The sequence below is a fragment of the Burkholderia sp. PU8-34 genome (assembly GCF_053427725.1).
In genome coordinates, this window is record NZ_JBSAXC010000007.1 from 110905 (window position 1) to 136517 (window position 25613).

19 protein-coding genes are annotated in these 25613 nt (G+C 68.5%); 10 read left to right on the top strand and 9 right to left on the bottom strand.

Translation table 11 applies throughout. The features are described from left to right. The first annotated feature begins 149 nt into the window (after window positions 1-149). The 8 genes from ACV22Z_RS18510 (at window position 150) to ACV22Z_RS18545 (ending at window position 10775) form a co-directional block, all read left to right on the top strand. Window positions 150-1274 (top strand): FAD binding domain-containing protein, encoded by a 1125-nt coding sequence (locus ACV22Z_RS18510; RefSeq protein ID WP_448077734.1) that lies wholly within the window; start codon window positions 150-152, stop codon window positions 1272-1274. A gap of 200 nt (window positions 1275-1474) precedes the next feature. Beyond that, a complete protein-coding gene (locus ACV22Z_RS18515; protein ID WP_448077735.1) occupies window positions 1475-2173 on the top strand; it encodes a hydrolase in 699 nt (232 codons plus the stop codon). Window positions 2174-2560: 387 nt separating this feature from the next. After that, the gene (locus tag ACV22Z_RS18520; RefSeq protein WP_448077736.1) at window positions 2561-3841 is read left to right on the top strand and encodes a c-type cytochrome; all 1281 of its coding nucleotides are present in this window, start codon (window positions 2561-2563) and stop codon (window positions 3839-3841) included. Then, window positions 3838-4338: a (2Fe-2S)-binding protein gene (locus ACV22Z_RS18525; RefSeq protein WP_448077737.1), complete on the top strand. Its 501-nt coding sequence runs from the start codon at window positions 3838-3840 to the stop codon at window positions 4336-4338. The genes ACV22Z_RS18520 and ACV22Z_RS18525 overlap by 4 nt, the downstream gene beginning before the upstream one ends. Further along, entirely contained in the window at window positions 4338-6599 is a 2262-nt protein-coding gene (locus ACV22Z_RS18530) for a molybdopterin cofactor-binding domain-containing protein (protein WP_448077738.1), read from the top strand. The genes ACV22Z_RS18525 and ACV22Z_RS18530 overlap by 1 nt, the downstream gene beginning before the upstream one ends. A gap of 36 nt (window positions 6600-6635) precedes the next feature. Beyond that, window positions 6636-7553 carry a LysR family transcriptional regulator gene (locus tag ACV22Z_RS18535; RefSeq protein WP_448077739.1) on the top strand — a complete coding sequence of 306 codons (918 nt, stop codon included), beginning with the start codon at window positions 6636-6638 and terminating at the stop codon, window positions 7551-7553. Between the two features lie 695 nt (window positions 7554-8248). After that, a complete protein-coding gene (locus ACV22Z_RS18540; RefSeq protein ID WP_448077740.1) occupies window positions 8249-9466 on the top strand; it encodes an MFS transporter in 1218 nt (405 codons plus the stop codon). 196 nt (window positions 9467-9662) lie between these two features. Beyond that, a complete protein-coding gene (locus tag ACV22Z_RS18545) occupies window positions 9663-10775 on the top strand; it encodes an alkene reductase (RefSeq protein ID WP_448077741.1) in 1113 nt (370 codons plus the stop codon). Window positions 10776-11075: 300 nt separating this feature from the next. Here ACV22Z_RS18545 and ACV22Z_RS18550 read toward each other — a convergent pair whose 3' ends face one another. The 3 genes from ACV22Z_RS18550 to ACV22Z_RS18560 all read right to left on the bottom strand — a co-directional run bounded on the left by ACV22Z_RS18550 (window position 11076) and on the right by ACV22Z_RS18560 (window position 16701). Continuing rightward, complete coding sequence (locus ACV22Z_RS18550; protein WP_448077742.1) at window positions 11076-11750, bottom strand: phosphohydrolase; 675 nt, start codon at window positions 11748-11750, stop codon at window positions 11076-11078. Window positions 11751-11848: 98 nt separating this feature from the next. After that, window positions 11849-13729, bottom strand: a complete 1881-nt coding sequence (locus tag ACV22Z_RS18555; RefSeq protein ID WP_448077743.1) for an amidohydrolase — start codon at window positions 13727-13729, stop codon at window positions 11849-11851. Between the two features lie 14 nt (window positions 13730-13743). After that, window positions 13744-16701 carry an ATP-binding protein gene (locus ACV22Z_RS18560; RefSeq protein WP_448077938.1) on the bottom strand — a complete coding sequence of 986 codons (2958 nt, stop codon included), beginning with the start codon at window positions 16699-16701 and terminating at the stop codon, window positions 13744-13746. Between the two features lie 401 nt (window positions 16702-17102). On the opposite strand from ACV22Z_RS18560, the gene ACV22Z_RS18565 reads away from it, so the two are divergent. Then, complete coding sequence (locus ACV22Z_RS18565) at window positions 17103-18011, top strand: helix-turn-helix domain-containing protein (protein ID WP_448077744.1); 909 nt, start codon at window positions 17103-17105, stop codon at window positions 18009-18011. Window positions 18012-18116: 105 nt separating this feature from the next. On the opposite strand, the gene ACV22Z_RS18570 is transcribed toward ACV22Z_RS18565, so the two are convergent. Next, complete coding sequence (locus ACV22Z_RS18570; RefSeq protein WP_448077745.1) at window positions 18117-19856, bottom strand: FAD-dependent oxidoreductase; 1740 nt, start codon at window positions 19854-19856, stop codon at window positions 18117-18119. Between the two features lie 247 nt (window positions 19857-20103). Next, window positions 20104-20754: a DsbA family oxidoreductase gene (locus ACV22Z_RS18575; protein ID WP_448077746.1), complete on the bottom strand. Its 651-nt coding sequence runs from the start codon at window positions 20752-20754 to the stop codon at window positions 20104-20106. Between the two features lie 135 nt (window positions 20755-20889). Here ACV22Z_RS18575 and ACV22Z_RS18580 point away from each other — a divergent pair, with 135 nt between their 5' ends. Next, window positions 20890-21795 (top strand): LysR family transcriptional regulator, encoded by a 906-nt coding sequence (locus tag ACV22Z_RS18580; RefSeq protein ID WP_448077747.1) that lies wholly within the window; start codon window positions 20890-20892, stop codon window positions 21793-21795. A 304-nt stretch (window positions 21796-22099) separates the two neighbouring features. On the opposite strand, the gene ACV22Z_RS18585 is transcribed toward ACV22Z_RS18580, so the two are convergent. From ACV22Z_RS18585 to ACV22Z_RS18600, 4 genes are read right to left on the bottom strand one after another with little or no spacing between them, the layout of a single operon-like run. Next, the gene (locus ACV22Z_RS18585) at window positions 22100-23560 is read right to left on the bottom strand and encodes an alginate export family protein (protein ID WP_448077748.1); all 1461 of its coding nucleotides are present in this window, start codon (window positions 23558-23560) and stop codon (window positions 22100-22102) included. A gap of 14 nt (window positions 23561-23574) precedes the next feature. Then, entirely contained in the window at window positions 23575-24522 is a 948-nt protein-coding gene (locus ACV22Z_RS18590; protein WP_448077749.1) for a VOC family protein, read from the bottom strand. A gap of 47 nt (window positions 24523-24569) precedes the next feature. Beyond that, on the bottom strand, window positions 24570-25313 hold the full coding sequence (locus ACV22Z_RS18595; RefSeq protein ID WP_448077750.1) for a YoaK family protein: 744 nt from the start codon (window positions 25311-25313) through the stop codon (window positions 24570-24572). Continuing rightward, a complete protein-coding gene (locus ACV22Z_RS18600) occupies window positions 25295-25531 on the bottom strand; it encodes a DUF1427 family protein (protein WP_448077751.1) in 237 nt (78 codons plus the stop codon). Before ACV22Z_RS18600 ends, ACV22Z_RS18595 begins: the two co-directional genes overlap by 19 nt. Window positions 25532-25613 lie beyond the last annotated feature (82 nt).

The following is a 25613-nucleotide window of genomic DNA, read 5'->3' on the forward strand; positions in this document are numbered from 1 at the left end:
GTCGAGTCGCGTCTCCCCCCATGCACCGTGCGAGCAGCGCCGGATCGAAAGTGGCATGATTCGATCGGCGATCCGGCCGCGCCTCCGCCGCCGGGACCGTCATTCATGCCACGCGGCGTCACGCCAGCCGCGCCCAGGAGTAAGCGACGATGAAGATAGTCATTGCCGGCGGCTCGATCGCTGGCCTCGCGGCCGCGCTGACGCTCGATTGCATCGGGCACGACGTGGAAATCTACGAACGCTCGCCAACCCCGCTGCGCGGCCAGGGCGGCGGCGTCGCCGTGCTGCGGCGCATGATGGCGTTTCTCGAACAGCACGGGCATCACTGCCGCGACATGATCAGCGTGCCGACGCATCGGCGGCGCTGGATCGACCGTGACGGCACCGTCACGCGTGACGAACCGGAGATGCTGCCGTTCTCGTCGTGGGATGCGGTCTACCGTTCGCTATGCGGCACGCTGCCGCCGGGGCGGATCCATTACGGGCACGCGGTGACGGGCTTCGAACAGGATGCCGACGGCGTCGACGTGCAACTCGACGATCGCCGGATTCGCGCCGACGTGCTGATTGCAGCGGACGGCAGTGGCTCGAGCCTGCGCACACGGCTCTTTCCCGGCTATGCGCCGTCGTTCGCCGGCTATATTGCGTGGCGCGGCATCGTCGACGAAGCCGATTTCGATGCCGGGGCAATTGCAGCGCTGGTCGAGAACATGACGCTGCACAAGGCACCGGGCGAACTGTTCATGGCCTTCCTGATTCCCGCGCTCGACGGGTCGCTCGAACCGGGCGCGCGGCGCTTCAACTGGCTCTGGTATCGCAACGAAACGGACCCTGCCGCGTTGCGCCGCCGTCTGACCGATCGCGCGGGGCACGTCCATCACGCGTCGATTCACCCCGGCCAGCTGCCGGACGACTCCGTCGCGACGCTGATGGCGCTTGCACGCGAACGGCTGCCGGCCTTGCTCTCCCAGCTCGTTCTCGCGACGCGCGCGCCGTTCATTCAGGCGATCTTCGATGCGCTGAGCCCCGGCTTCGTCGATGGCCGCGTGGCGCTGGTCGGCGACGCCGCCTGCACCGTGCGGCCGCATACGGCGTCCGGCACGTCGAAGGCTGCGCGCGACGCGGTGTCGCTCGCGGAATCGCTGCCCGTGGACGCAACCGACGTCATCGAGCGGCTCGCACGATGGTCGGCGGAACGCCGCGCGGACGTGACGTCGCTGCTCGAGAAAGGTCCGCAGCTGGCTGCGGGTTTCGGGCTCGGCAATCCGCTTTGACGCCGACGCGAACACTGGCCGCGCCGCATGGCTGAATTCAGAACAATTCATTTCTGCATACCTAATCGAATCGCCTAGACTCGTCGTGACGGTGGACGCACGTGTCACGAGAATCCTGTCCGCCGAGCACTGCGCGGCGCGCCGATCCGGGCGCCGGCAGCTTCCGATTCAGCTTTCTCGTCGAATAGTGAGATCCAGTCATGGGTAATCCGAAACTCGAGGTTCTGACACCCCACAACAGTCAAATGATTTTCATCGATCAGCAGCCGCAGATGGCGTTCGGCGTGCAATCGATCGACCGCCAGACGCTGAAGAACAACGTCGTCGGGCTCGCGAAGGCCGCGAAGGTATTCAACATCCCCACCACCCTCACCACGGTCGAAACGGAGAGCTTCTCCGGCTACGCGTTTCCGGAGCTCCTCGACGTGTTTCCGAATCACCCCGTGCTCGAGCGTTCGTCGATGAACTCGTGGGACGACCAGAAGGTGCGCGACGCGCTCGCCAAGAACGGCCGCAAGAAAGTGGTCGTGTCCGGTCTGTGGACGGAGGTCTGCAACGACACGTTCGCGTTGTGCGCGATGGACGAAGGCGAATACGAGATCTACATGGTCGCGGACGCGTCGGGCGGCACGTCGAAGGAAGCGCACGACTATGCGATGCAGCGGATGATCCAGGCGGGCGTCGTGCCCGTGACCTGGCAGCAGGTGCTGCTCGAATGGCAACGCGACTGGGCGCGGCGCGAGACCTACGACGCCGTGATGGATATCGTCCGCGAGCATTCGGGCGCGTACGGGTTGGGCGTCGACTACGCGTATACGATGGTCCACAAGGGGCCTCAGCGTGCGAAGCAGCAGCACGAGATGCTCGCGCCGGTGCCGGCGCCGATCTCGAAGAAGTAACCGTCACGCGACGGGGCGGGCGCCGGATGCCGGGCGCCCGCTTCCGCCCCGCCCGAGCGCGGGCTTAAACGTCCTGAAATTTCCGGCGGATTCCCGGCAGGCAATGCATGGCCGCGCGTCACGCGCGCCGCGATCGTCTGCTTCCCGCCGCCGCGAGCGCGGCGCACCGACGACAGAAAGTTCAGGAATGCCCATCACATCGACAGCAGATTGAAAGGATCTGCGCGACCTTCAGACGCCCGCGGGCGCACGCAAACAAACGGGTTAAGAACGTTTCAGCGTCACTTCAGGACTTGGCGGCCGGACGCGCCATAGACTGCGCGCATGATCCGCCGTGCGCATCGCCCGACGCGTCGTGCGCATCGATCTGCCTGGAGTGGAGCACGCATGAAACACAAACGACTCTGGTTCGGCGCCGCCGGGATCGCGATCGTCGGCCTGGCGATCGCGATCGGCATCATGGTCGAGCCGTCGATCGCCCCGATCGAACCACCCGCGCCCACCGCGTTCGATCCGCAGCTCGTTCGCGCCGGCGCGCGCATCGTTGCACTCGGCGACTGCATCGTCTGCCACACGGCGAAGGACGGCAAGCCGTTCGCGGGCGGCCTGCCGCTCGCGACGCCGTTCGGCACGATCTACGCGACCAACATCACGCCGGACCCCGACACCGGGATCGGCCGCTGGTCGCAGGACGCGTTCGCCCGCGCGTTGCGCAGCGGGATCGCACGCGACGGCCATCTGCTCTATCCGGCGTTCCCGTACATCCACTTCACGCGGATCTCCGACCAGGACATCGCCGCCGCCTATGCGTACCTGATGACCCGCGAGCCCGTTCATGCGTCGACGCCCGCGAACGACCTGATCTTCCCGCTCAACTTCCGGCCGCCGCTCGCCTTCTGGAACATCCTGTTCCTGCGCAAGGGCGAGTACCAGGCCGATCCGGGCCAATCCGCCCAGTGGAATCGCGGCAAGCTGCTGGTCGACGGTCTCGGGCACTGCGCGTCCTGCCATTCGCCGCTGAACGCGATCGGCGGCGAGCAGGCCGGCAAGGCGTTCGACGGCGGCATCGTCGACGGTTGGGACGCGCCGCCGCTCAATGCGCTCGGCAACGCCGTGCATCCGTGGACGCAGGCGCAGCTCGTCACGTACCTGCGCACCGGCCGCGCGAGCGAACACGGCGCGGCCGCCGGACCGATGCTGCCGGTCACGCGCGACCTCGCGACGGTGCCGGTCGAGGACGTCGAGGCGATCGCGTCGTACATCGTGTCGATCCAGAAGCCGGGCACTGTCCAGCCCGCGCTTACCGCCGTCAGCGACAAAGCGGCGACGCCGGCCGAGCAGCGCGGCGCGGTGCTGTTCCAGGCATCGTGCGCGCAATGCCACGGGCCGGCGTCGCCGATGCAGTCGATCGGCGAGCGGCCGACGCTCGCGTTCAGCACGGCCGTCAACGCGGACACGCCGCGCAACGCGATCCAGATGATGTTCAACGGGATCGGCTGGCACGGCGAGGACACGCTGAACTACATGCCGTCGTTCATCGACCAGTACGACGACCAGCAGATCGCGGATCTCGCCGCGTACATCCGCGGCGCGTATTCCAGCCGGCCGGCCTGGTCCGGCATCGACACAATGGCCGCGAAGCTCAGAAAGGAGGACGCCGCGCGATGATTACGCTGACCGTCAACGGCGCCCAGCATGCGCTGGACGTCGACCCGTCCACGCCGTTGCTGTACGTGCTGCGCAACGACCTGCACCTGCACGGCGCGAAGTTCGGCTGCGGCCTCGGACAATGCGGCGCGTGCACGGTGATCGTCGACGACAAGCCGACGTTCTCGTGCCTGATCCCCGTCGCCGCGATCGGGCAGCGCCGCGTGCGGACCATCGAGAGTCTCGGTACGGCCGAGCATCCGGGGCCGCTCCAGCGCGCGTTCATCGAGCATCAGGCCGCGCAGTGTGGCTACTGCATCGCGGGCATGATCATGCGCGCGCAGGCGCTGCTCGAACGCAAGCCTAAGCCGACCGAAGCCGAGCTGCGTGCGCACATGGAGCCGAACCTGTGCCGTTGCGGCACCCACATGCGGATCCTCGCGGCCGTGCGGCAGGTCGCCGGCCTGCAGGAGCCGGACGCCGCACCCGAACCCGTCACCGTCAACAAGGCGCTCTGATGACCCACCAAGACGAAATCGATGAAGGCCGTCGGCATTTCATGGTCTCGGGCGCGCTGTTCGTCGCGTTCAGCCTCGCGCCGGCCGCCCGCGCGATCGCGCAGGAAGTGATCGCCGACGAAGGGGCCGCCGTCCACGTGTCGAAGGCGACGCAGACCCTGGCCGGCAGCCTGAAGACCAATCCGCTGCTGGACGCGTGGATCAGGATCACGCCCGAAGGCAAGGTCACCGTGTTCACCGGGAAGGTCGAACTCGGCACCGGCGTGCGCACCGCGCTGTTGCAGGTGGCGGCCGAAGAGCTGGACATGAAGCCGTCGCTGATCACGTTCCTGACGGCCGACACCGGCGCGTCGCCCGACGAAGGCCTGACCGCCGGCAGCCACACGATGGCCGACAGCGGCAGCGCGCTGCTGAACGCGGCCGCGCAGGTGCGCGGGCTACTGGTCGACGGCGCCGCGAAGCACTTCGGCGTCGATCCGCGCACGCTGACCGTCAGCGACGCGGTGATCAAGGCAAAGGACGGCCGCACGATGACCTATGGCGATGCGGTGCGGATCGTCGACCTGCATCGCAAGGCCGAGCCGACGTCGCCGCTGAAGGATCCGGCCACGTTCACCGTGATCGGCACGTCGCTGCCCCGCGTCGACATTCCTAACAAGGTCACGGGCGGCGCCAGCTACGTGCAGGACATGCAGCTGCCCGGCATGCTGCATGCGCGCGTCGCGATGCCGCCCGTCTACGACGCGAAGCTGCTGTCGTTCGACGAGGCCGCGATCCTGAAGATGCCCGGCGTCGTGCGGATCGTCCGCAACGGCAGCATGCTCGCGGTCGTCGCACGCGGCGAATGGCAGGCTGTCGTCGCGCAACGTGCGCTCGCGGCAAGTTGCAAATGGTCGACCGGCCGGGCGCTGCCCGATCGCGACAAGGTTCACGAGGACCTGAAGCGCATCGCGACGCAGCCCATCGAAATCGCCAACACGCATGCGGATACGGCGCCGGCGGCGAAGACGCTGACCGCAAGCTTCCGGAAGAACTACCTGCTGCACGGCTCCATCGGGCCGTCGTGCTCGGTCGCGCAGCTCGAGAATGGCGTGCTGACCGTGTGGACCCACTCGCAGGGCGTCTATCCGCTGCGCGATGCGCTCGCGGAGATGCTGTCGATGCCGAAGCCGAGCATCCGCTGCATTCACACCGAGGGTTCCGGCTGCTACGGACACAATGGCGCGGACGACGCGGCCGCGCACGCGGCGCTGATCGCGGCCGCGATGCCGGGCCAGCCGGTCCGGGTCCAGTGGATGCGCGAGCAGGAACACACGTGGGATCACTTCACGCCCGCGATGGTCACCGAGATCAGCGCATCGCTCGACGCGAGCGGCCACATCGTCGACTGGCAGTATGCGCTGTGGAGCAGCTCGCACAACGAGCGGATCGTCAACGCCGGCCGGCTGCTGCCCGCGCGGATGCTCGAGCCGCCGTTCGTGTCCGCGCCGTCGACGCCGATGCTGCAGCCCGAGGGCGGCGCCGACCGCAACGCGATTCCGCTGTACGCGCTCCCGAAGATGCACATCGTCAACCACTTCTCGCCGACGATGCCGCTGCAGACGTCGGCGATGCGTTCGCTCGGCGCGCATACGAACGTGTGGGCGATCGAGAGCCTCATGGATGAACTCGCGCACGCGGCCGGCGTCGATCCGGTCGAGTTCCGGCTGCGCCACATGCAGGACACGCGCGCGCGGCATGTGATCCAGCTGGCGGCATCACGCTTCGGCTGGCCGCGGCCGTCACGCGCGCGCAATCGCGGCGTCGGCTTCGCGTTCGGCAAGTACAAGAACCTGATGGCGTATGTCGCGATGGCGGTCGAGATCTCGGTCGTGCCCGAAACCGGCCAGGTGATACTCGAGCATGCGGACGCGGCCGTCGACGCCGGGCAGGTCGTGTCGCCGGACGGCATCCGCAACCAGATCGAAGGCGGCATCGTCCAGGCGGCAAGCTGGACGCTGTACGAGGAACTGAAATACGATACGCAGCGGATTCGCAGCTTCGACTGGAGCAGCTATCCGATCCTGCGTTTCTCGGCGGCGCCGCGCAGCGTCAGGGTGCACCTGATCAACCGCCCCGGCGCGCCGTTCCTCGGCGCGGCCGAGGCATCGATGGGGCCGACCGCAGGCGCGCTCGCGAATGCGATTTTCGATGCGACCGGGCAGCGCATGCGGGAGATGCCGTTTGGCGGCGAAGGACTCCGGAAACGCATCGACGCGTAGCGGCGCCGGCGCTTCACCGGGAAGGAATACGAACTGATGGACATACTTCAATCGATGCGCGTCTTTGCCCGTATCGTCGAAACGGGCAGTCTCACGCGCGCATCCGACACGACGGGCCTGACGACGCCGCGCGTGTCCGCGCTGCTGCGTACGCTCGAACAGCATCTCGGCGCCCGGCTGCTGAACCGCACGACCCGCCGGCTGTCGCTGACCGAGGACGGGCGCGCGTACTACGAGCGCTGTGTCGCCGTGTTGCGCGAGATCGACGACATGGAGGCGTCGGTATCGCACGCGCGCAACGCGCCGCGCGGCTGCCTGAAGGTGAACCTTCCGCCGGCGATGGCCAAGCAGATCGTCGTGCCCAGGCTGTCCGGCTTCCTGGCCGCCCATCCGGACATCACGGTAGAGCTCGGCGTGACCGACCGTCAGATCGACCTCGTCGGCGAGGGCGTCGACTGCGTCGTGCGGGTCGGCGCGCTCGACGATTCCGGGATGATCGCGAAGCGGATCGGCAGCCTCACCACCTGCACCTGCGCGGCGCCGTCGTACATCGCGCAATATGGCGAGCCGGAGACCGTCGACGACCTGCCGCAACACGTTGCGGTCAGTCACGTGTCGGCCGATACGGGCCGGCCGCGGATCTGGGATTTCGTCGTCGACGGCGAGACGCGCGTCATGCAGATGTGCGGCAAGGTCGCAGTCAACGATGCCGATACTTACATCGCTTGCGGTGTCGCGGGCATCGGATTGATCAAGACGTCGCTGTACCTGGTCGAGCCGTACCTGAAGTCCGGCGAACTGCGCGAGGTGCTGGCCGACTTCAACGTGCCGCCGCGGCCGATCTCCGTGCTGTATCCGCCCAACCGCCACATCCCGGCGAAGCTGAAACTGTTCGTCGACTGGCTCGCCGAGCTGTACGCGCAGATCCCGACGCTGCAGGGCAAGCGCGGCTGAGCGGCGGCGGCAACGCCCGAGAAGGGCGCCTCGCCCGCCGCCGCAATCCTCTTGGCGAGATAACCCGCACTCGCATGTCCTGCCCATCCCCACTTCCTGACGAAGCACCGGCCGCCCGTGCGGCCCATGCGCGTGCGAACGCACGCCGCCACCTGCCGGCAACGAATCTCAACTCAATTAAGGCAACCTAAATGACTTTTCAGTCGGTGCCCGACAGACTGGAACATATTGCGCCGCATCGCCCGTGGCGTCGAAATGACCGGCGCCGCGCACCATCGATGTCATGCGCCACCCGGATCCGGCCGGCCGTCGGCCGAAGCGGCGGCCGAGTTCGCGGAACGCGCGCGAGTGCCTGCCTGTCCTCCTGTCGCATCGGGTCGACGCGACCGCAGCGCCGTTCGGGCAGGCGATCTTCAACGTGCTCAGCCCCGCATTCGCCGACGGTCGCGCCTCGGCGGCACGGTTGTACGAGGGGGCATGAGGGATGGACAGGTGGCCGATCCGGCCCCTTTGCACGGAACGCAACGCTCGATTGCGCAACGGAGGTATTCCGATGTTATCGAACGATCAATAAGATTGTCGTCAATGCGGCAGACGCGCGACGCGCGCCGCAACGCCAAGCCAGTTCCGCGCCGGTCGGCACGCACCGGCGGACGGGCAGGCATCCAGACAACCCATCATCGAAGGAGTCGACCATGTCAGCAGATTCAACCCGGCTCGCGGCGCACGGTCACACCGCGAAGCTCACCCAAGGGCTCATCGCGCTGTTCGCGTTCAGTTGCGGCGCGATCGTCGCCAACCTGTACTACGCGCAGCCGATCACCGAGCTGATCGCACCCGGCCTGCACATGTCCAGCGACATGGCGAGCCTCATCGTGTCGCTGACGCAGATCGGCTATGCGATCGGCCTGTTCTTCATCGTGCCGCTCGGCGACCTGCTCGAGAACCGCAAGCTGATGATCACGACGGCCGCGCTGTCGATCGCGAGCCTCGCGGCCGCGGCGGTCGTGCACACGCCGGGCGTGTTCCTCGGGATCTCGCTGCTGATCGGCTTCAGCTCGGTGGCCGTGCAGATCCTGATCCCGCTCGCCGCACACCTCGCGCCGGATCACTCGCGCGGCCGCGTGGTCGGCACGATCATGAGCGGGCTGCTGCTCGGCATCCTGCTGGCCCGCCCGATCTCGAGCGTGGTCGCCGACGCGTTCGGCTGGCGCTTCGTGTTCGCGGCCGCCGCCGTGCTGATGACGCTCGTCACGGCCGTGCTTGCGCTGACGATTCCGCCGCGCCAGCCGGATCACCGCGCGACCTATTTCGAGCTGATCGGCTCGCTGCTGCATCTCGTGCGCACGATGCCGGTGCTGCGTCATCGCGCGTTCTACCAGGGCCTGATGTTCGCGTCGTTCAGCCTGTTCTGGACGGCGGTGCCGGTCGAACTGATGCGTCATTACGGGCTGTCGCAGTCGGCCATCGCGGTGTTCGCACTCGTCGGCGCGATCGGCGCGACGTCGGCGCCGGTAGCGGGCCGTCTCGCGGATGCCGGCCACACGGTGCGCGCGACGCTGATCGCGCTGGTCGCGGGCGCGCTGTCCTATGCGGTCGGGCTGGTTCACGGCGCGGGCCTGTATGGCCTCGTTGTCACCGGCATCGTGCTCGACTTCGCGGTGCAGATGAACATGGTGCTCGGCCAGCGCGAGATCTATGCGCTGCACGCGGCAAGCCGCAATCGCCTGAACGCGCTCTACATGACGAGCATCTTCGTCGGCGGCGCGATCGGCTCGGCCCTCGCGAGCCCGCTCTACGAGCATGGCGGCTGGCCGCTCGTCGCGGCGGTCGCCGCAGCCTTCCCGGTCGTCGCGCTCGTCCACTACCTCGCGATCGGACGCCCGCACGCCCAGCGTCACGCACAAGCTTGAACCGGGGCCGGCACCGGTTCGCGCACGGGTTCGACCCGGGGGTTCGGCCGGCGAGGTCGGCCGGATTCATGCGCGCCAGAGAACGCTGCCGGCACGTCTGACTCGATCCATGTTTCCGCAGGGCTTGCCGCCGCGTCCCGCACGCTGCCGGACGAAAGTGCAACGCGGCCCTGCCTCACTTGAAAGGAATATCACCATGTCCACCCTGCTCAGCGACTACGACCTGCGCGGCCTCGCATTGCCGAACCGCGTCGTGATGGGACCGATGACCCGCTCGCGCGCGCCGCACCGCGGCCAGCCGACCGACCTGATGGCGACGTACTACGCGCAGCGCGCGTCGGCCGGCCTGATCGTCACCGAGGCGACCAACGTGAGCCCTGTCTCCGCGTCGTTCGAACTCACGCCGGGCCTGATCACCGACGAACAGGTGGCCGGCTGGAAGAAGATCACCGACGCGGTGCACGCCAAGGGCGGCCGGATCTTCGCGCAGCTCTGGCACGGCGGCCGGGTCAGCTCGATGGCGCTGCTCGGCGGCCAGGCGCCGCTGTCGCCGTCCGGCGTGAACGACGATCTCGAACAGCTGCAGGTCTGGGCACAGTTGCAGAACGGGTACTACACGAAGATCCATGCGACGCCGTCGCGCGCGATGACGACGGACGAGGTGGCCGGAGCCGTCGACGAATTCCGGCGCGGCGCCGTGCACGCGAAGGCGGCCGGCTTCGACGGCGTCGAGATCCACGCGGCCAACGGCTATCTGCCGCACCAGTTCCTGTCGTCGACACTGAACCGCCGCGACGACCGCTACGGCGGCACGCTCGCGAACCGCGCGCGCTTTCTCGAGGAAATCGTCGCTGCGGTCGGCGGCGTGATGCCGTTGAGCCAGGTCGGCGTGCGCATTTCGCCGTACGCGAAATACAACAACGTGCGCGATGCGGATCCGGACGCGACCTACGCGTATGTCGGCCGCCTGCTCGATGAAGCCGGCGTCGCGTATGTGCACGCGGCGGACACCAACGGCTGGAGCGGCGAGCCGGACCTGCCGCGCATCGTCGAGAACGTACGCAAGTCCTTCGGCGGCACGCTGATCGTCAACGGCGGCATTTCACCCGACGCCGCGAACACGCTGATCGCGGCAGGCGACGCGGATCTCGTCGCGTTCGCGCGCGCGTACATCGCGAACCCGGATCTCGTCGAGCGCATCGCGAAGAGCGCGCCGCTCGCGGCGCCGCAGGCGGTGGGCTGGTATGGCGGCGACCATGCCGGCTACGTCGACTATGCGCGTCATGACGAAGCGGGGGCCGCGGCATAAGCATTCCGGCCGCGATTTCGACGCATTTCGACGCATTTCGTCGCTTATCGCGGTTACAGCGGTTACAGCGGTTGCAGGGGTTGCAGCGGTTGCAGGGGTTGCAGGGGTTGCAGCGCATGCAGGCAGTATGGCCGGTACCCGATTACCCGGGCGCCGGCCGCGCGTATGGACGGCCCGCGCGCGACGCGACCAGGTTCACGGCAATCGCGGCACCTGCCCTATACGTCCCTCGCGTCCCTCGCGCCCCTCACCTACGTCGCCTACGTCGCGTACCTCGCGTCCCTACACGTCCCCGCGCCCCTACCCATCTTCCCAGCGAGCACCCAGCACCCGCCCGCAGAAATTCGCCCGGTGGAAATCCGGATCGCTCCGCGCGAGCACGTCGGCGCTCCACGTACCGAACGTCGACTCCGGACGGTGCGCGACACCCCGCGCGATCGCTTCGAGGATCGCTTCCCGGAATTCGCGGCCGCGCGGATAGGCGGCAAGCAATGCGTCGCGTTCGGCTGCCGTGTACGCGTCGAGCCCCGTGGCCATGAGGTCGGTCGACACCGCAGACGCCAGCACGCGCGCAAGCGGCGACAGCCGGGCCGCCACGCCGGGTGTCGTATGCAGCGCCACCGCGCGCCACACGTCGTCCCGCATGCGCTGCGACGCACGATAACGCAGCAGCAGCGCGCTCGCGGCATCCGCGCTGTCGAGCTCGTAGCGCGCGGTCGACCGGCAGTACGCGGCGCTCAGCCCCATGTTCGCGTACATCGCCGCGACATACAGCGCGTCCGCATCGCACGTGTACGCTTCCCGCCGCGCGGCGAGCGACGCGAGCACGAACACCCTGCTCGCGTGATCGACGACGCTGCCCGGCAACGACGCGCGCGCCGCGTCGACGGCAGCGATCGCCACGGGCGTGCGCGGGATGCGCACGCCGGCCACGTCGTCCTGGTCTGCCCGTGTGCGCTGTTGCGCATCGTTCATCGTGTCTCCTTCCGTGCCGGCGAGGCATGGCGAATGATCATCTGATACAACGTCGACACGCACGTCCTTGTGGCCGCCGCGCACGTTGGCTCGGGTCGCTAGCGTGCGATACAACTGCAGCCAAGCGAGCCCCGAAAGCTGTTGTTGTCGCTCGCGTGCACGGTGTTGCGCGACGCGGGCAGGTGGCCGCGACTGTCCACGCCACACGGGTTCGCGCAACCGTCCATGCACGCGAGCTCGGACGCGGACGCGACCGGCCGGTAACGGCTGTAGCCGCCGAATTCGGCCACCGGCGACCACGCGGGGCTGACCGGCAGCGGCGGTGGCGCGAGCGGCGCGAACTCTTCGTCTGCATGCACGACCTTGCCGTTGACCACCGTCAGCACCGACGACAGGGCCTTGATCTGCGGCTCGTCGATCGTGAAGTAGTCGTCCGTCAGCGCCGCGAAATCCGCGTATTGGCCCGGCACCAGCGCACCCTTGCGGTCGTCCTCGTTCGAGAACCACGCGCTGCCGACCGTGTAGCGCCGCAGCGCTTCCATCCGGTCGAGCCGGTTGCGCGCCGGATACAGTGCGGTGCCGCCGACCGTGCGGCCGGACACCATCCAGTACAGCGACACGAACGGATTGTAGCTCGCGACATGCGTCGCATCGGTGCCCGCGCCGACCGGCAACCCGGCCGCAAGCATCGCGCGGATCGGCGGCGTGCGCGTGGCGGCTTCCACGCCGTAACGGGCAATGAAGTACTCGCCCTGGTAAGCCATCCGGTGCTGCACCGCGATGCCGCCGCCGAGCGCGGCGATGCGCGCGATGTTCGCGTCGGAAATCGTCTCGCAATGGTCGAAGAACCAGCGCAGCCCGTTGAACGGGATCTCGCGGTTGACGGCCTCGAACACGTTCAGGAACCGGCTGATCGATTCGTCATACGTCGCGTGCAGCCGGAACGGCCAGCGGTGCTGCACGAGCAGCCGCACGACCGCGGTGAGTTCCTCTTCGAGCGACGCGGGCAGGTCGGGGCGCGGCTCCAGGAAATCCTCGAAGTCCGCGGCGGAGAACACGAGCATCTCGCCCGCGCCGTTCACGCGCAGGAACTCGTCGCCGTCGCCGGGTTTCGTCATCTTCACCCACTTCGCGAAGTCTTCGATCTCCTGCTTCGCGTTCTGCGTGAACAGGTTGTACGCAATGCGCATCGTCAGTTCGCCACGCTTCGCGAGATCCATGATCACCGCGTAGTCGTCGGGATACGCCTGATAGCCGCCGCCCGCATCGATCGCGCTCGTGATGCCCAAGCGGTTCAGCTCGCGCATGAAATGCCGGGTCGAGTTGATCTGGTCGTCGTGGCCGAGCTTCGGCACGTTCGCGAGCGTCGCGTTCAGGATCGCCGTGTCCGGCCGCGCGATCAGCATGCCGGTCGGCTTGCCGTGCCGGTCGCGCTGGATCTCGCCGCCGGGCGGGCTCGGCGTGTCCCGGTCGTAGCCGAGCGCGCGCAGCGCGGCGGCGTTGAGCAGCGCGCTGTCGTACAGGTGCAGGATGAAGACCGGCGTGCGCGGCGCAATGTCGTTGAGCTCGGCAAGCGTGGGGCCGCGCTTTTCGGCGAACTGGAATTCGCTCCAGCCGCCGACGACGCGCACCCATTGCGGCGCGGGCGTGCGCGCGACCTGGCGGCGCAGCATGTCGAGCGCGTCGGCGAGCGACGGCACGCCGTCCCAGCGCAGTTCCAGGTTGAAGTTCAGCCCGCCGCGAATCACGTGCAGATGCGAATCGTTCAGCCCCGGAATCACCGTGCGCCCGCGCAGGTCGATGCGCAACGCGCCGTCGCGCGCATGCCGCAGAACCTCGCGGTCGTTGCCCGACGCGACGATCCAGCCGTCCTTCACCGCGAGCGCGGTGACGAACGACCGCTTGTCGTCCTGTGTCGTGATCTTGCCGTTGTAGACGACGAGGTCCGCCGTCCGCGCAGGTTCCACCGTGTCATGCATCGGCACGCCTCCGCTCACGCGACTTGCTGCGCAGCGCCGGCCCAAGCCGATACCGTGTCGTGCGCGGCGTCGATCCGCACGCGCGGCCGATGCGCGGGCGGCGCATCATCCGCGCGAACGAAGTTGCGCAGACGCACCAGCCGGCGAATGTCGTACGCGCGCGACTGGAGATCGAAGCGTCCGGCCAGGTTCGCGATCATCGACGACGCCTGGCAGGTTCGCCCGCGCTCGATCAGGTAGTCGGCAAGATCCAGCGTCGCGCGCAGCGCCCACATGCCGGCCCCCTGGTCGTTCGCGGTATGGATCGCGCTGTGCAGATGGCGGCGCGCTTCCGCTTCGTACGCAACGGCCAGGTTCTCGTCCGCATTACGTGCCCGCTCGAGCATCGCCAGCCCCTTCGCGCGCAGCAGCTCCGGCAGGAACAGATGCTCGCCGCTCGCCCGGCAGCGCGCGAGCGTCGCATCCAGCTTCGCGCAAGCCTCGGCCGCCCGCCCGGTCCGCGCGAGCCCTTCCGCATATGCAACGACCAGCGGCGCGAGCAGGCGATGGAATCCGCTTGCCTCGACGCGCCGCAACGCAGGTTCCAGCCTCGCCAGCCCCGCACCGGGATGTCCGGTCTGGATGTCGAATTGGCCGGCGAGACATGCCGCGTGACTGCGCCAGATGTCGAACCCGTTCGCATCGGCCTCCGACAGCATCGTCGCGAGATAATCGGAGATCGCATCGTGATCGCCGTAGCGCAGCGCGATCGGCACGGCGGCGGCGCCGAGCACGATGCATAGCGACAATCCGGACTTGCGTCGCCGCGCGAACTCGACCGTCTGCGCGGCCAGACGCATCGCGTGCTCCGGTTCACCCTGCATCCACACGAGCCGCGTGAGCATCGTGCGGCCGAGCGTCGCCGCGTCGATGCCGAGCGCAGGCTCCGCGCGCATCGGCTCGCCGGTGTCGGCGAGCGCGTCCGTGGCCGTTTCCAGCCGCTCGCGCGCCTGCGCATGCTCGCCGAAATAATGGAGCGACGTCGCGACCATCGCGGTCGCGAGCAGCCGCTGCGATCGCTTGCCGCTGCGTTCGGCCGCCCGCTCGAAGCGCGTCGCGTAGCGGAGCGACTCGTGAATGTCGGACATCGCGAGCGTCGTGTTCCACTGTCCGGCCAAGGCGGAGGCCTCGAGCGCGTCGTTGCCGGCCGCGCGAGCCCGTCCGAGCGTGCGATCCCACATCGCGGTGGCCGTGTGCACGTCGCCTGACGTATGCAGCAGCGCCGACGCATACGCGGCACGCAAGCGCATTTCGCCTTCCGCATCGAAGCCGCCCGGCGCCCCCGCGTCGATTTCGTCGAGCGCGCGTTTCGCCTGCGCACACCATTCGTCCATCCGCGACGGCGCCAGCCATTCGTGTGCGAGCGTGCCCGCCGGCTCGATGTCCTGCACCGATGCGTCGCGAACCGTCGGTTCCGGAATCTGCGCTCGATTCTGTTCGCGATCATCGGCCGCCACCGGCCGAACGTACGCGTCCATCCCCGGCTGCGCGAGCGGCGCGGTCGCGCCAGCCTGCTCGCGCCCAACGTACTCATAGTGCGCGTGGCGCGCGGCGACGCGTTCGAGCTCGCCCTCGTCGCGCAGCTTCTCCTGCGCATACGCGCGCGTCGATTCGGTCAGCCGATACTGCGCGTTCGCGCCACTGAATTCGACATTCAGCAGCGACTTCGCGACCAGCTCGCCAAGCCCGGCAACCATCTCGGCGATCGACGCACCGGGCTCCAGCGCCACGGCGCGCACCGCGTCGAACGTGAACGGGCCGATGAAGCATCCCATCCGGCGAAACAGCGACCGTGCAGCGGGATCCAGCAGCACGTAGCTCCAGTCGAAGGTTGCGCGCAGCGCCTGATGGCGCGGGGGCGCGGAGCGCAGCCCGCCCGTCAGCAGGTTCAGCCGGTCGTCGAGACGCGACGCGACGCCGTCGATGCCGAGCGTCGCCACTCGCGCGGCGGCGAGTTCGATCGCGAGCGGCAGACCGTCGAGGCGCCGGCAGATATCGCCGATCAGCCGGATGCCGCTGTCGTCAATCGCGCAATCCGCCGCCGCCGCGCACGTGCGGCACAGGAACAGCTCGACGGCGGAGCAGCCGGCGATCTCATCGATCGTGGCACCGGTGCCGGGCACGGCGAGCGGGTTGACGCGAAACACGCATTCGGCCGAGATATGGAGCGGCTCGCGGCTCGTCACGAGCACGCGCAGCCGGCCGGTGCGCGCCGCGAGCGTTTCCACGAGGCTCGCGATCAGGTCGATCACGTGCTCGGCGTTGTCGAGCACGAGCAGGCACGGCGACGCCTCGATCGCGTCGGCAAGACCGTCGATCGCGGGTGCATCGTCCGCCGCCATGCCGATCGCGTTCGCCAGCGTGCGCAACACGTCGTCGCGTGTCGACGCGCGCGCCAGCTCGACGACATGGACGGTCTCGCCGGTGCGGCGCCCGATGTCGTGCGCGACCTGGACGGCGAGGCTCGTCTTGCCGATGCCGCCGGCGCCGACCAGCGTGACGACGGGCGTCCGGTCGATCATGTCGACGATCTGCCGGGTTTCGGCGTGCCGCCCGATGAGCTGCGTCGACGGCGCGGCCGGCGCCACGTCAGGCGACGGCTCGGCCGGCGCCGCCGGCTGAGCGGCGGCGCGGCGGCCGGCAGGCGCGCCGCCCACCAGCACATAACCCCTGCCCGGCACGGTCTTGATCAGATCCCGGCTCGCGCCGAGCAGCTTGCGCAATGCCGCGACATGAACCTGAAGGCGGTTCTCCTCGACGATCGTGCCGGGCCACACGGCATCCATGATGTCGTCCTTCGACACGACCGCACCGTTCGCGCGGTGCAGCACTTCGAGAATGTCGAACGCGCGCGCGCCGACGTGCAGCGACAGGCCTTGCCGGCGAATGTCGCGTTGCTCGAAGTCGACTGACAATGTCCCGATCTGGATCATGGCTGCCTCCAGGCGTCCCTTGATGGCGGCCATGCGAACGCTGCGGTTCACGTGGCCGAAGTCGGCGCCCGTGCCCACGCGGGCCGGACGCGCAATTCCCAAAATATGAGCGGAGTGTAAACACCGTATAAACGCGTGTCTTGAAGGAAAATGCGCAGCGCATTCACGCGATGCTGCGCGGCGAAACCGATTCCACGCGGCGGCAGCCGGTGCGGTACGTCGCGGTGCTCCGTCCGGTGCGCGCGGCGCGGTGGCCGCCGCGCGAACAATTCGCCAGATAAGGAGCGGAAATTCGTTCAATCGGCTTGGGGCAGTCACAAGCGCCGTATAAACTGATTACCAATTATTTCGCGCGCCACGCCTTACATTTCGCGTGCCATGACTTACAAGGATCTTTCGACATGCCCCAATCCCTCATCGCGCCCGCCATGCCGTCGTCGAAAGACACGCTCGGATGCGCGCCGAGCATGCTCAGCAAGGATATCGAAAGACATACGGGCGGCCTGAAGCTCTATCGCAAATGCATGCGCGACGCGCATTTCGAGCGCATCGCGATGCCCGCGTGCGATCGCGGCTTCCTGATCGGCATTTCGCTGAACGGCGGACACCACCGCACGCTGTTCCGCGGCGCGCGACAAACGGAAAAGCGGTTCCAGCACGACTCGATCTACATCCGGGATTTTTCCGAAGACTTCCGCGCCGACCTGTACGGCGAATTCGATTTCGTGCTCGTGGAGCTGTCGCGTCCGTATCTCGACCGGCTCGGCGAAGAATACGGCGACACGCTGATCGGCGGCCTGACCTGCGCGGTCGAGCAGCAGGATCCGGTGCTCGGCCATCTCGCGCATGCGGTTGCCGGCAGCCTTGAAGAACCGGGCCCGCTGACGACGCTGTTCGTCGAGCAGATGGGGCTCGCGATCGGCTCGCATCTCGTGCGGCGCTATGGCAATGCGCTCGAATGCGAGCTGCACCGCAAGGGCGTGCTGTCGCCGGCGAAGACGGCGCGCGCGAAGGAACTGCTGATGGAAAAGGCCAGCCTCGGCGTGTCGATCGCGGAAGTCGCGAACGAATGCGACCTGTCGCGCGGCTATTTCATCCGCGCGTTTTCGCGGACGACGGGCCGCACGCCGCACCAGTGGCTGCTTGAGCAGCGCGTGACGCAGGCGCGGCAGCTGATCGAGACGACCGCCATGTCGCTCGTCGAAATCGCCGCGGCATGCGGCTTCGCGGACCAGAGCCATCTGAGCCGCATGTTCGTCAAGATGCTCGGGTGCTCGCCCGGCGCGTGGCGGCGCAGCGTGTCGCGCTGAACGGACGGCCGCGGCGCCGTCAGGGCCGCGGCGGCGCGCCGATGCCCCATGCGATCAGGCGTGCGAACCCGATGCGATTCGTGATCGTCCACCCGTAGCGACGCGTCATGTCGTCCTGCGTTCATCTGCACTCGCGTCCAAGCACGCAAGCGTCGCGTGGATCTGGCTGACGACGGCCGCGCCATCGCCGACCGCGGACGCGACGCGCTTGGCCGACTCGGACCGCACGTCGCCGATCGCGAAGATGCCCGGCACGCTGGTTTCGAGCGGCAGCCGCCCGCCGTCACGCGCGGCGCCCGTTATCACGAAGCCCCGGTCGTCGAGTTCGACGCCGCTCGACGCGAGCCAGTCGGTCTTCGGGTCGGCGCCGATGAACAGGAACAGATGGCGCGTCGCGATCGCTTCGACGCCGCCGTCGCGGCGGATCCGGATGCCGGTCAGCCCGCAGTCGTCGCCGTCGAGCCCTTCGAGCGTGCAGCCCCGGCAGACCTGCACGTTCGGCAGCGCGCCGATCCGGTCGACGAGGTAGCGGGACATGCTCGCGCCGAGATCGTCGCCGCGAATCAGCACGCGGATGCTGCGTGCGAAATTGGCGAGGAACACGATCGCCTGGCCGGCCGAATTGCCGCCGCCGATCAGCACGATGTCCTGCCCTCTCACAAGCCGGCCCTCGATCGGGGACGCCCAGTAATACGTGCCCCGCCCGTCGAAATGCGCGAGCTCGGGCACCGCTGGCCGGCGATAGGCCGCGCCGCTTGCAATCACCACGGTGCGCGCGCCGATCCGCTGTCCGTCGGACAGCGTCAGCTCCAGATGCGTGGCTTGCCGGCGCACCGCTTCGACGCGCACCGGAATCGCCAGATGCGCACCGAATTTCAGCGCCTGCTGGAACGCGCGCGCCGCGAGCGCCTGCCCCGAGATGCCGGTCGGAAAGCCGAGATAGTTTTCGATGCGCGCACTCGCGCCGGCTTGCCCGCCGGGCGCGCGCAGGTCGAACACGGCGACGGCCAGCCCCTCCGTCGCCGCATAGACGGCCGCGGCAAGCCCCGCCGGGCCGGCGCCGACGATCGCGACGTCGTAGTGGCGGCCGGGCTCGAAGGTCGGCACGAGCCCGAGGCACGTGGCGAGCTGCACCTCGTCGGGCGCGCGCAGCACGGAGCCGTTCGGGCAGAACACGATCGGAAAATCCGCCGGCCCCGCCGCGATGCCGGCCAGCAGCTTGACCGCCGCGCTGTCGTGCCGCACGTCGAGCACGGCCGCCGGGTGCGCATTGCGGCGCAGAAACCCTTGAAGCCTGACCAGCCGGGCATCGGTGCTGTCGCCAACGATGATCGGCCCGATCCCCTTCTCGATCAGGCCGAGGCGGCGCAGGATCAGCGCGCGCATGATGTGCTCGCCGAGCTGCGCGTCGGCGACGATCAGCGCGCGCAACTGCCCGGGCTCGACGACGAGCGTGTCGCAATCCGTCAGTGCGATGGCGTCGACCAGCGACGGCTTGCCGGACAGCTGCGCCATCTCGGCCATGAAATTCCCCGCTTCGTGCTCGATGACGAGCGTCGAGCGCCCGAGCCGGTCGCGCGTGCAGATCCGGACCTTGCCGCGCAGCAGCACGAACAGCCCCAGCGCGACACGGCCCGTTTCGAAGATGCGGTCGCCGGCCGCGAACGACATCGGCCGCGCGAAGCGCTGCAGGCTGCGGATCTCCTCCGGCGACAGGCGCGGAAACATCTGGTGCCGCCGGAATTCGAGCGACGAATACGGCGCGTCCAGAGCGGATGACGCGGGGGCGTCTGGGCCGTCAGGTGTTGAGAGATCAGGCGCGTCAGGCGCGGAATGGTCGGTCATGGCCTCGTCCTCGTTGCACGGCGATACGCGTTCGGTTCGATCGCGCGACGGCGCGGGGTCGCGGTACGCGTCCGGCCCAAACGCCCACGCACGCCGGCAGCGTGCTGCCCCACAGGTCGACGAACCGCGCCGCCGGTCGGCGGGCGCGGTTCGTCACGATACCGAGCATAGTCGGCCCCGGCCCAAAAATCCTGAGCCGGATATGAAACGTCCTGAAGATCCGGCCCAGGCGCGCGCACCCGGTGCGTCAGGCGGCCCGGTCGGCCGTATCCCGCATCCCGGCCAGCGCGTCCCGAAACACCGACGCGGGCTGCGCGCCGCTGATCACGACCGGGCCGATCCGGGTCGACGGCACCGACGCGATGCCGTCGCGCAACGCGTCCGCCTCGAGCGAGCGCACGGCATCGACCCCGGCATTCGACGCGAGGAACGCGCGAACGGCGTCGCCATCCATGCCGACGCCGGCCGCGATGCCGGCCAGCACGTCCGCGTCGCCAATATCAAGACCGTCCCGAAAATACCCGGCGAATAGCGCATCGACCAGCGCAACCGCGTTGCCGTGCTGCTGCGCGAACCAGACGAGCCGGTGCGCGAGCTGCGTATTCGGCGTGCGCGCGATCCGCGCGTGGTCGAACACGAGGCCGGCGGCGCGGCCGGCTTCCGCGACCTGCGCGTCAAGCGCCTGCGAACGCGCCCAGCTGCCGAACTTCGCGCTCCGGTACGCCTTGCGGTCCATGCCGGCCGCCGGCATCGACGGGTTCAGTTCGAACGGAACGAAGCGGACGTTCACCGCATCGGCGAGACCGGCTTCGTCGATGACCTCGGACAGCCTGCGTTCGGCAATCCAGCACCATGGGCAGATGAGGTCATAGGTCACTGCAATGTCGAGCGTATTCATCGCGATCTCCTGTGCATTCACGTATGACAAGATAGCGCTCGCGGCCCGGCGATAGAATGCGAACCGCATGCAACGCAACATTGCGGCCGGAACAAAGGCGAACAACGGCGGATACAGGCGAACAAGGGCAACGACATGGACAAGTTTTCCGCGCTGCGCGCATTCGTGGAAGTGGCGGAAGCCGGCGGCTTCTCGAGCGCGGGGCGGCGTCTCGACCTCGCGGCGTCGTCCGTCGTGCGGGCGGTGGACGCGCTCGAGGCGTCGCTCGGCACCGTGCTGCTGAACCGGACGACCCGGCAAGTGACGCTGTCCGATGCGGGCGCGGTCTACTACGCGCGGGCGAAGCAGCTGCTCGAGGATCTGGCCGATGCCGACTCGCTCGTCGCCGACCGCGGCGACGAGCCGTCCGGGCCGCTGCGCGTGTCCGTACCGGTCGTGTACGGCATGCGCCGCATCACGCCGCACGTGTCAGCGTTCCTCGAACGCTACCCGAAGCTCGACCTCGATATCCAGCTCACCGACCAGCGCGTCGATCTCGTCGTCGACCGGATCGACGTCGCGATCCGGCTCGGCGAAGCGGCGCCGTCGGCGGACGTCGTCGCGCGGCAGCTGTGCACGTTCCGGCGCTACGTGGTCGCGAGCCACGACTATCTGGACGCGAACGGCACGCCGGCCACACCGGCCGAACTGGTCGATCATTCATGCCTGCGCTTTCAGTTCGGCGGCGATCAGCAGGTGTGGACGTTTGCGGATGCGCACGACACGACGAAGGTGATCGTGACGGGGCGCCTCAAGTCGAATCACAGCGAAGTGCTGCGCGACGCCGCGCTCGACGGCGCCGGCATCGCGCTGCTGCCCGACTGGCTCGTCGACGCGGACATCCAGGCGGGCCGGCTGCGCAAGCTGTTCGAGCACTACGACGTGACGCCCGACACGGCGCGCTCGGTCATCACCGCGCTGTATCTGCCGAACCAGCGCGGCTCGAAGCGCGTGACTGCCTTCATCGATTTCGTCGCATCGCTTGCGAGCGCGCCGGGCTGATGGCCGCAGCGCGCGTGCGACAGCCCGGCCGCGCCGCGCTGCCGGCAGAACGCGCGCCGGTTCTGGGCCGTCGCGCCCGTCGCGCCCGTCGCGCCCGTCGCGCCCGTCGCGCCTGTGTTGCCTGTCGTGCCTGTCGTGCCTGTCGTGCCTTTCGTGCCTGTCGTGCCTGTCGTGCCTGTCGTGCCTGTCGCGCCTGTCGCGCCTGTCGCGCCTGTCTTGCCCGTCACGCCTGTCGAGGCCGTCACGCCTGTCGAGGTCGTCACACCCGTTGTGCCCGTCACGCCCGCCGCTGCGCGGGCGCACCTCACCAGCCGAACTTCGCCTCGACGCCGACGTAGTCGGCGTTGCGTGCACCCAGCGCGCGAATCGAACGGCCGACCTCGAAGTGAACGGCCTCGACGGCCAGCGCGACGTTCGCGTTGACGGCCCAGTCCGCGCGCACCTGCGCGTACATGCCGGTGTACGCGTTGCCCTTTCCGGCCGTGCCCGGCACGGCCATCATCCCCTGCGCGTAGATCGAATCCGCGGTCGTCGCGCGCCACTGGAACCCGACCGCGGTAAGCAGCGTGACCGTCGGCGTGGCCTTGAACGTCAGCGACGGCTTCACGTGAATCAGGTTGCTGTAGCCCGTGTAGCCGGCAAGCGTGAAGTAGTAGCCGTTCGGAAACAGCGGGTTGAAGGTTCCCACCCGTCCGTCGCCGGGATGCGTGTCGCCGGATGCGCCGTCGATCTGCAGGCCGACGCGCGCCCTGCCCGCAGTCGACGCCAGCGTATAGCCGCCCAGGATGCCGAACGCCCATGCGCCGATCGTGTCCTGCCCGACGTGCCCTGTCTGGAACATCGTCTCGGCGTCCCAGTCGAACCCGCCAGCCTTCCCCGCATAGCGCAGGTCGAATACGTCGCGCCGCTCGGTGCCGGCCGCGCCCATGAAACGCGCGTTGTCCCGCGTGTAGCGGGACCAGTAGCCCGACAGTTCGCCGGGCCCGACGGCCGAGTGCTCGATGCGCACGCCGTCGAATCTCAGGTGCCGGTTCGACACGTCGTCGAACACCGCGTCGTTGCGAACCTGCACCGGGCGCGTCACGTAGCCGATCAGGCGCCACTTGCCGATTTCATAGTCGGCCCACAGCGCATCGAACGACTGGCGCACGTTCGGGCCGTCCCGCACCGACACGAAACGCTGCAGGTCGAACGCCATCTGCTGGCGGCCGACGCGCGTCTTGAACGTGCCGCCGCCGATCTGGTCGACATAGGCGACGAAGGCCTGCTCGATGTCGAGCGTATTCCGGTCCACCGGCGATACGGTGTCCTTGCCGAACGGCCGCGCATCGGCGAACTGGACGAACGCCTGAAGATGTCCGCGGTATCGCACGTCTGCATGCACTTCCGTGCGCTGGATCACGTAGTTGTCGTCGCGCGCGCTGCCAAGGCCGAACAGCGGCGCGTTGTTCAGCTCGAAGCGCTCGCGCAGGTTCGCGCCGAGCGACAGATAGGTGGACGGATCGCCGCCCAGCGGCACGTACTTCAGCGCGTCGAACGGCTTGTGCGGCACGCACGGATCGGCGAGCGCCGACCAGTTTTCCTGCCAGCGGTTGAACATCACCGACGGCCGCTTCGTGCCGCACACCGGCGGCGCGGCTGCGTTGGCGGCGTTGGCGGCGTTGCCCGCGCCGGCCTCCTCCGCGGCGACCGCACCGCCGCACTGCGTCAGCAGGCTGCCCGCCAGCACGACGCCCGACAGCGTCTGTTGCCATGCATTCGACATCGGCCGGCGCCCCGTTACTTCGTCTGCTCGTGGATCTCGGCGATATAGCCGCCGGGAAACTCGACCATCGCCGTGCGGCCTTCGACGGCCGCATTCGGCTCGGACAGCACCTTCACGCCGGCGCTGCGCGCCTTCTCGAGCGTCGCGTCGAGGTCCGCGACCTGATAGCCGGTCACCTCGCGGCCGTACGGATAAGGCAGGCGTCCGTCGGTGACGAACACGAGCATGTTGCCGAAGCCCGAGCGGATCCGTACGCGCCGGATCTTGTCGCCCGGGCGACCGATTTCGGCGCCGTCCGCACGACGGTTGTCGGACACGACGGCGCCGTGCGAGAAGCGCACGTAACGCTTGATGAAGCTGTCGGCCATGTACGGCGACACATAGACGCGATTGTCCGGCACCCGCTCGAGCGGTCCGTACGTCGGCGCCTTCGTGTGCCAGTACAGTTGCATCGTGAGACCGCCCGGCCACTGGATCACCGCATCCTTGCCGATCGGATCGTCGAACGTGTCGACGATCACGTCGGCCCCCGCGCTGCGTGCGGCGCGCACGGCCTGATCCATGTCGGTGACGAGAAAGCCGGTGCGCTCGCTGCCGAACGGATAAGGCACGGGCGTCTCGAACGCGAACACCGACAGCATCCCGACCGGCGTCTGCACGTACTGCGATGCCGTCTTGCTCGGCGTCGGCGTGACCGTGAAGACCGCGCGCTGCGATGCCTTGCCGCCGAACGTCGCGATGAAGCTGTCCACGAATGCGTCGATCTGCTCGCCGGGCACGTACACGTGCGTCGTCGAGTATTGCGCACCGACCGACACGACCGGCGTGCGCGCGGCGCCAGTGTCGAGATGCGTGACGTCGGCGAGCGCCGGCGTCACGGCCGACACCGCGCCGAGCATCGCCATCGACACGGCCGCGACACGTGCAATGCGAAACACGCTTCGCAAATTCACATGATTCATATAGTTCTCCTTCTTTTCAATGCGTGCAGCGACACACTGCACGGGATTCAGCGCAGCACCGGCCGCGCCGCCGGCCTGCCTGACTGGTACGCGAGAAACACCAGCGCCGCAAGCGGCAGCGCCAGCGCCCAGAACGACGCGAGCAGATAGCCCGTGGCGCCGGCGAGCGCGCCGAGCGCGAAGCCGGCGACCGGCGGCAGCGTGCGCCATAACCTCGCGCGCGCGGCATCACGGTCGGCTGGCGCGGCAAGCGGCACGAGCCAGTCGAACGCATCGATGACGGCCTGCGTGACGTTGCCCGTCATCACGGTGTTCGCGACGACCGAGCGGGCGGTCAGCCGTCCGTGCGCGTTCTGCACGCCCATCGCCGCCGCGCCTAGCAGGCCGCATGCGATCGTCAGCGGCGCATCGGCGTCGCCGACCGGGGACGACAGCGCGCCCGCGAGCATGAAGGCCGCCAGCAGCACGGCTTGCAGCGCATACAGCGCACGGGCGCGCGCGCCGTGTCCGTACCCAAGCATGCGGTGGTCCAGCACGCGCGCGCCGACGATCCCCGCAATGAACGCGGGAAACGCGAGCCACTTGATCGCGAGACCGTGCCCGGCGCCCGCGAGGCCCGAGCCGATCAGGATGAAATTGCCGGTGACGTGCGCGGTGAACAGGCCGAACAGCGCGACGAAGCCGAGCGTGTCGACGTAGCCCGCGATCGATGCGAGGAACGTATCCTCGCCGCGCACGCGGCCGCACTTCTCCACGGCCGCGCTGGCCGTGCTTACTTGTCCTTGCTGCACGGTGCGGCGGTCTGGCAGCTGACGTCGGCCGGTGCCTGCTGCACCTGCGCGGCCGGCGGCCGGAGCTGCGCCTGCACGAACGGGATCGCGTGCTCGCCGAGCACGATGCCGAGCAGGCCCATCAGCGCAATCAGCGGCGGCGCGGGCGATTGCACCCGCACCAGGGAATACAGGAGGCCGACGACAATGCCAGCAGCCAGCGAGATCAAATAGGGCATGGTCCACTCCGGTTTCGCCACCCTGCCCGGCGAGCCGGATTGCATCGCGCCGGGCCGATGTGGCGGTACGGCAGCCAGACTA

Bases quoted from the DNA above. Each gene is read 5' to 3' on its own strand.
- ACV22Z_RS18510 (WP_448077734.1), top strand. From the start codon at position 150: ATGAAGATAGTCATTGCCGGCGGCTCGATCGCTGGCCTCGCGGCCGCG.
- ACV22Z_RS18515 (WP_448077735.1), top strand. From the start codon at position 1,475: ATGGGTAATCCGAAACTCGAGGTTCTGACACCCCACAACAGTCAAATG.
- ACV22Z_RS18520 (WP_448077736.1), top strand. From the start codon at position 2,561: ATGAAACACAAACGACTCTGGTTCGGCGCCGCCGGGATCGCGATCGTC.
- ACV22Z_RS18525 (WP_448077737.1), top strand. From the start codon at position 3,838: ATGATTACGCTGACCGTCAACGGCGCCCAGCATGCGCTGGACGTCGAC.
- ACV22Z_RS18530 (WP_448077738.1), top strand. From the start codon at position 4,338: ATGACCCACCAAGACGAAATCGATGAAGGCCGTCGGCATTTCATGGTC.
- ACV22Z_RS18535 (WP_448077739.1), top strand. From the start codon at position 6,636: ATGGACATACTTCAATCGATGCGCGTCTTTGCCCGTATCGTCGAAACG.
- ACV22Z_RS18540 (WP_448077740.1), top strand. From the start codon at position 8,249: ATGTCAGCAGATTCAACCCGGCTCGCGGCGCACGGTCACACCGCGAAG.
- ACV22Z_RS18545 (WP_448077741.1), top strand. From the start codon at position 9,663: ATGTCCACCCTGCTCAGCGACTACGACCTGCGCGGCCTCGCATTGCCG.
- ACV22Z_RS18550 (WP_448077742.1), bottom strand. From the start codon at position 11,750: ATGAACGATGCGCAACAGCGCACACGGGCAGACCAGGACGACGTGGCC.
- ACV22Z_RS18555 (WP_448077743.1), bottom strand. From the start codon at position 13,729: ATGCATGACACGGTGGAACCTGCGCGGACGGCGGACCTCGTCGTCTAC.
- ACV22Z_RS18560 (WP_448077938.1), bottom strand. From the start codon at position 16,701: ATGATCCAGATCGGGACATTGTCAGTCGACTTCGAGCAACGCGACATT.
- ACV22Z_RS18565 (WP_448077744.1), top strand. From the start codon at position 17,103: ATGCCCCAATCCCTCATCGCGCCCGCCATGCCGTCGTCGAAAGACACG.
- ACV22Z_RS18570 (WP_448077745.1), bottom strand. From the start codon at position 19,856: ATGACCGACCATTCCGCGCCTGACGCGCCTGATCTCTCAACACCTGAC.
- ACV22Z_RS18575 (WP_448077746.1), bottom strand. From the start codon at position 20,754: ATGAATACGCTCGACATTGCAGTGACCTATGACCTCATCTGCCCATGG.
- ACV22Z_RS18580 (WP_448077747.1), top strand. From the start codon at position 20,890: ATGGACAAGTTTTCCGCGCTGCGCGCATTCGTGGAAGTGGCGGAAGCC.
- ACV22Z_RS18585 (WP_448077748.1), bottom strand. From the start codon at position 23,560: ATGTCGAATGCATGGCAACAGACGCTGTCGGGCGTCGTGCTGGCGGGC.
- ACV22Z_RS18590 (WP_448077749.1), bottom strand. From the start codon at position 24,522: ATGAATCATGTGAATTTGCGAAGCGTGTTTCGCATTGCACGTGTCGCG.
- ACV22Z_RS18600 (WP_448077751.1), bottom strand. From the start codon at position 25,531: ATGCCCTATTTGATCTCGCTGGCTGCTGGCATTGTCGTCGGCCTCCTG.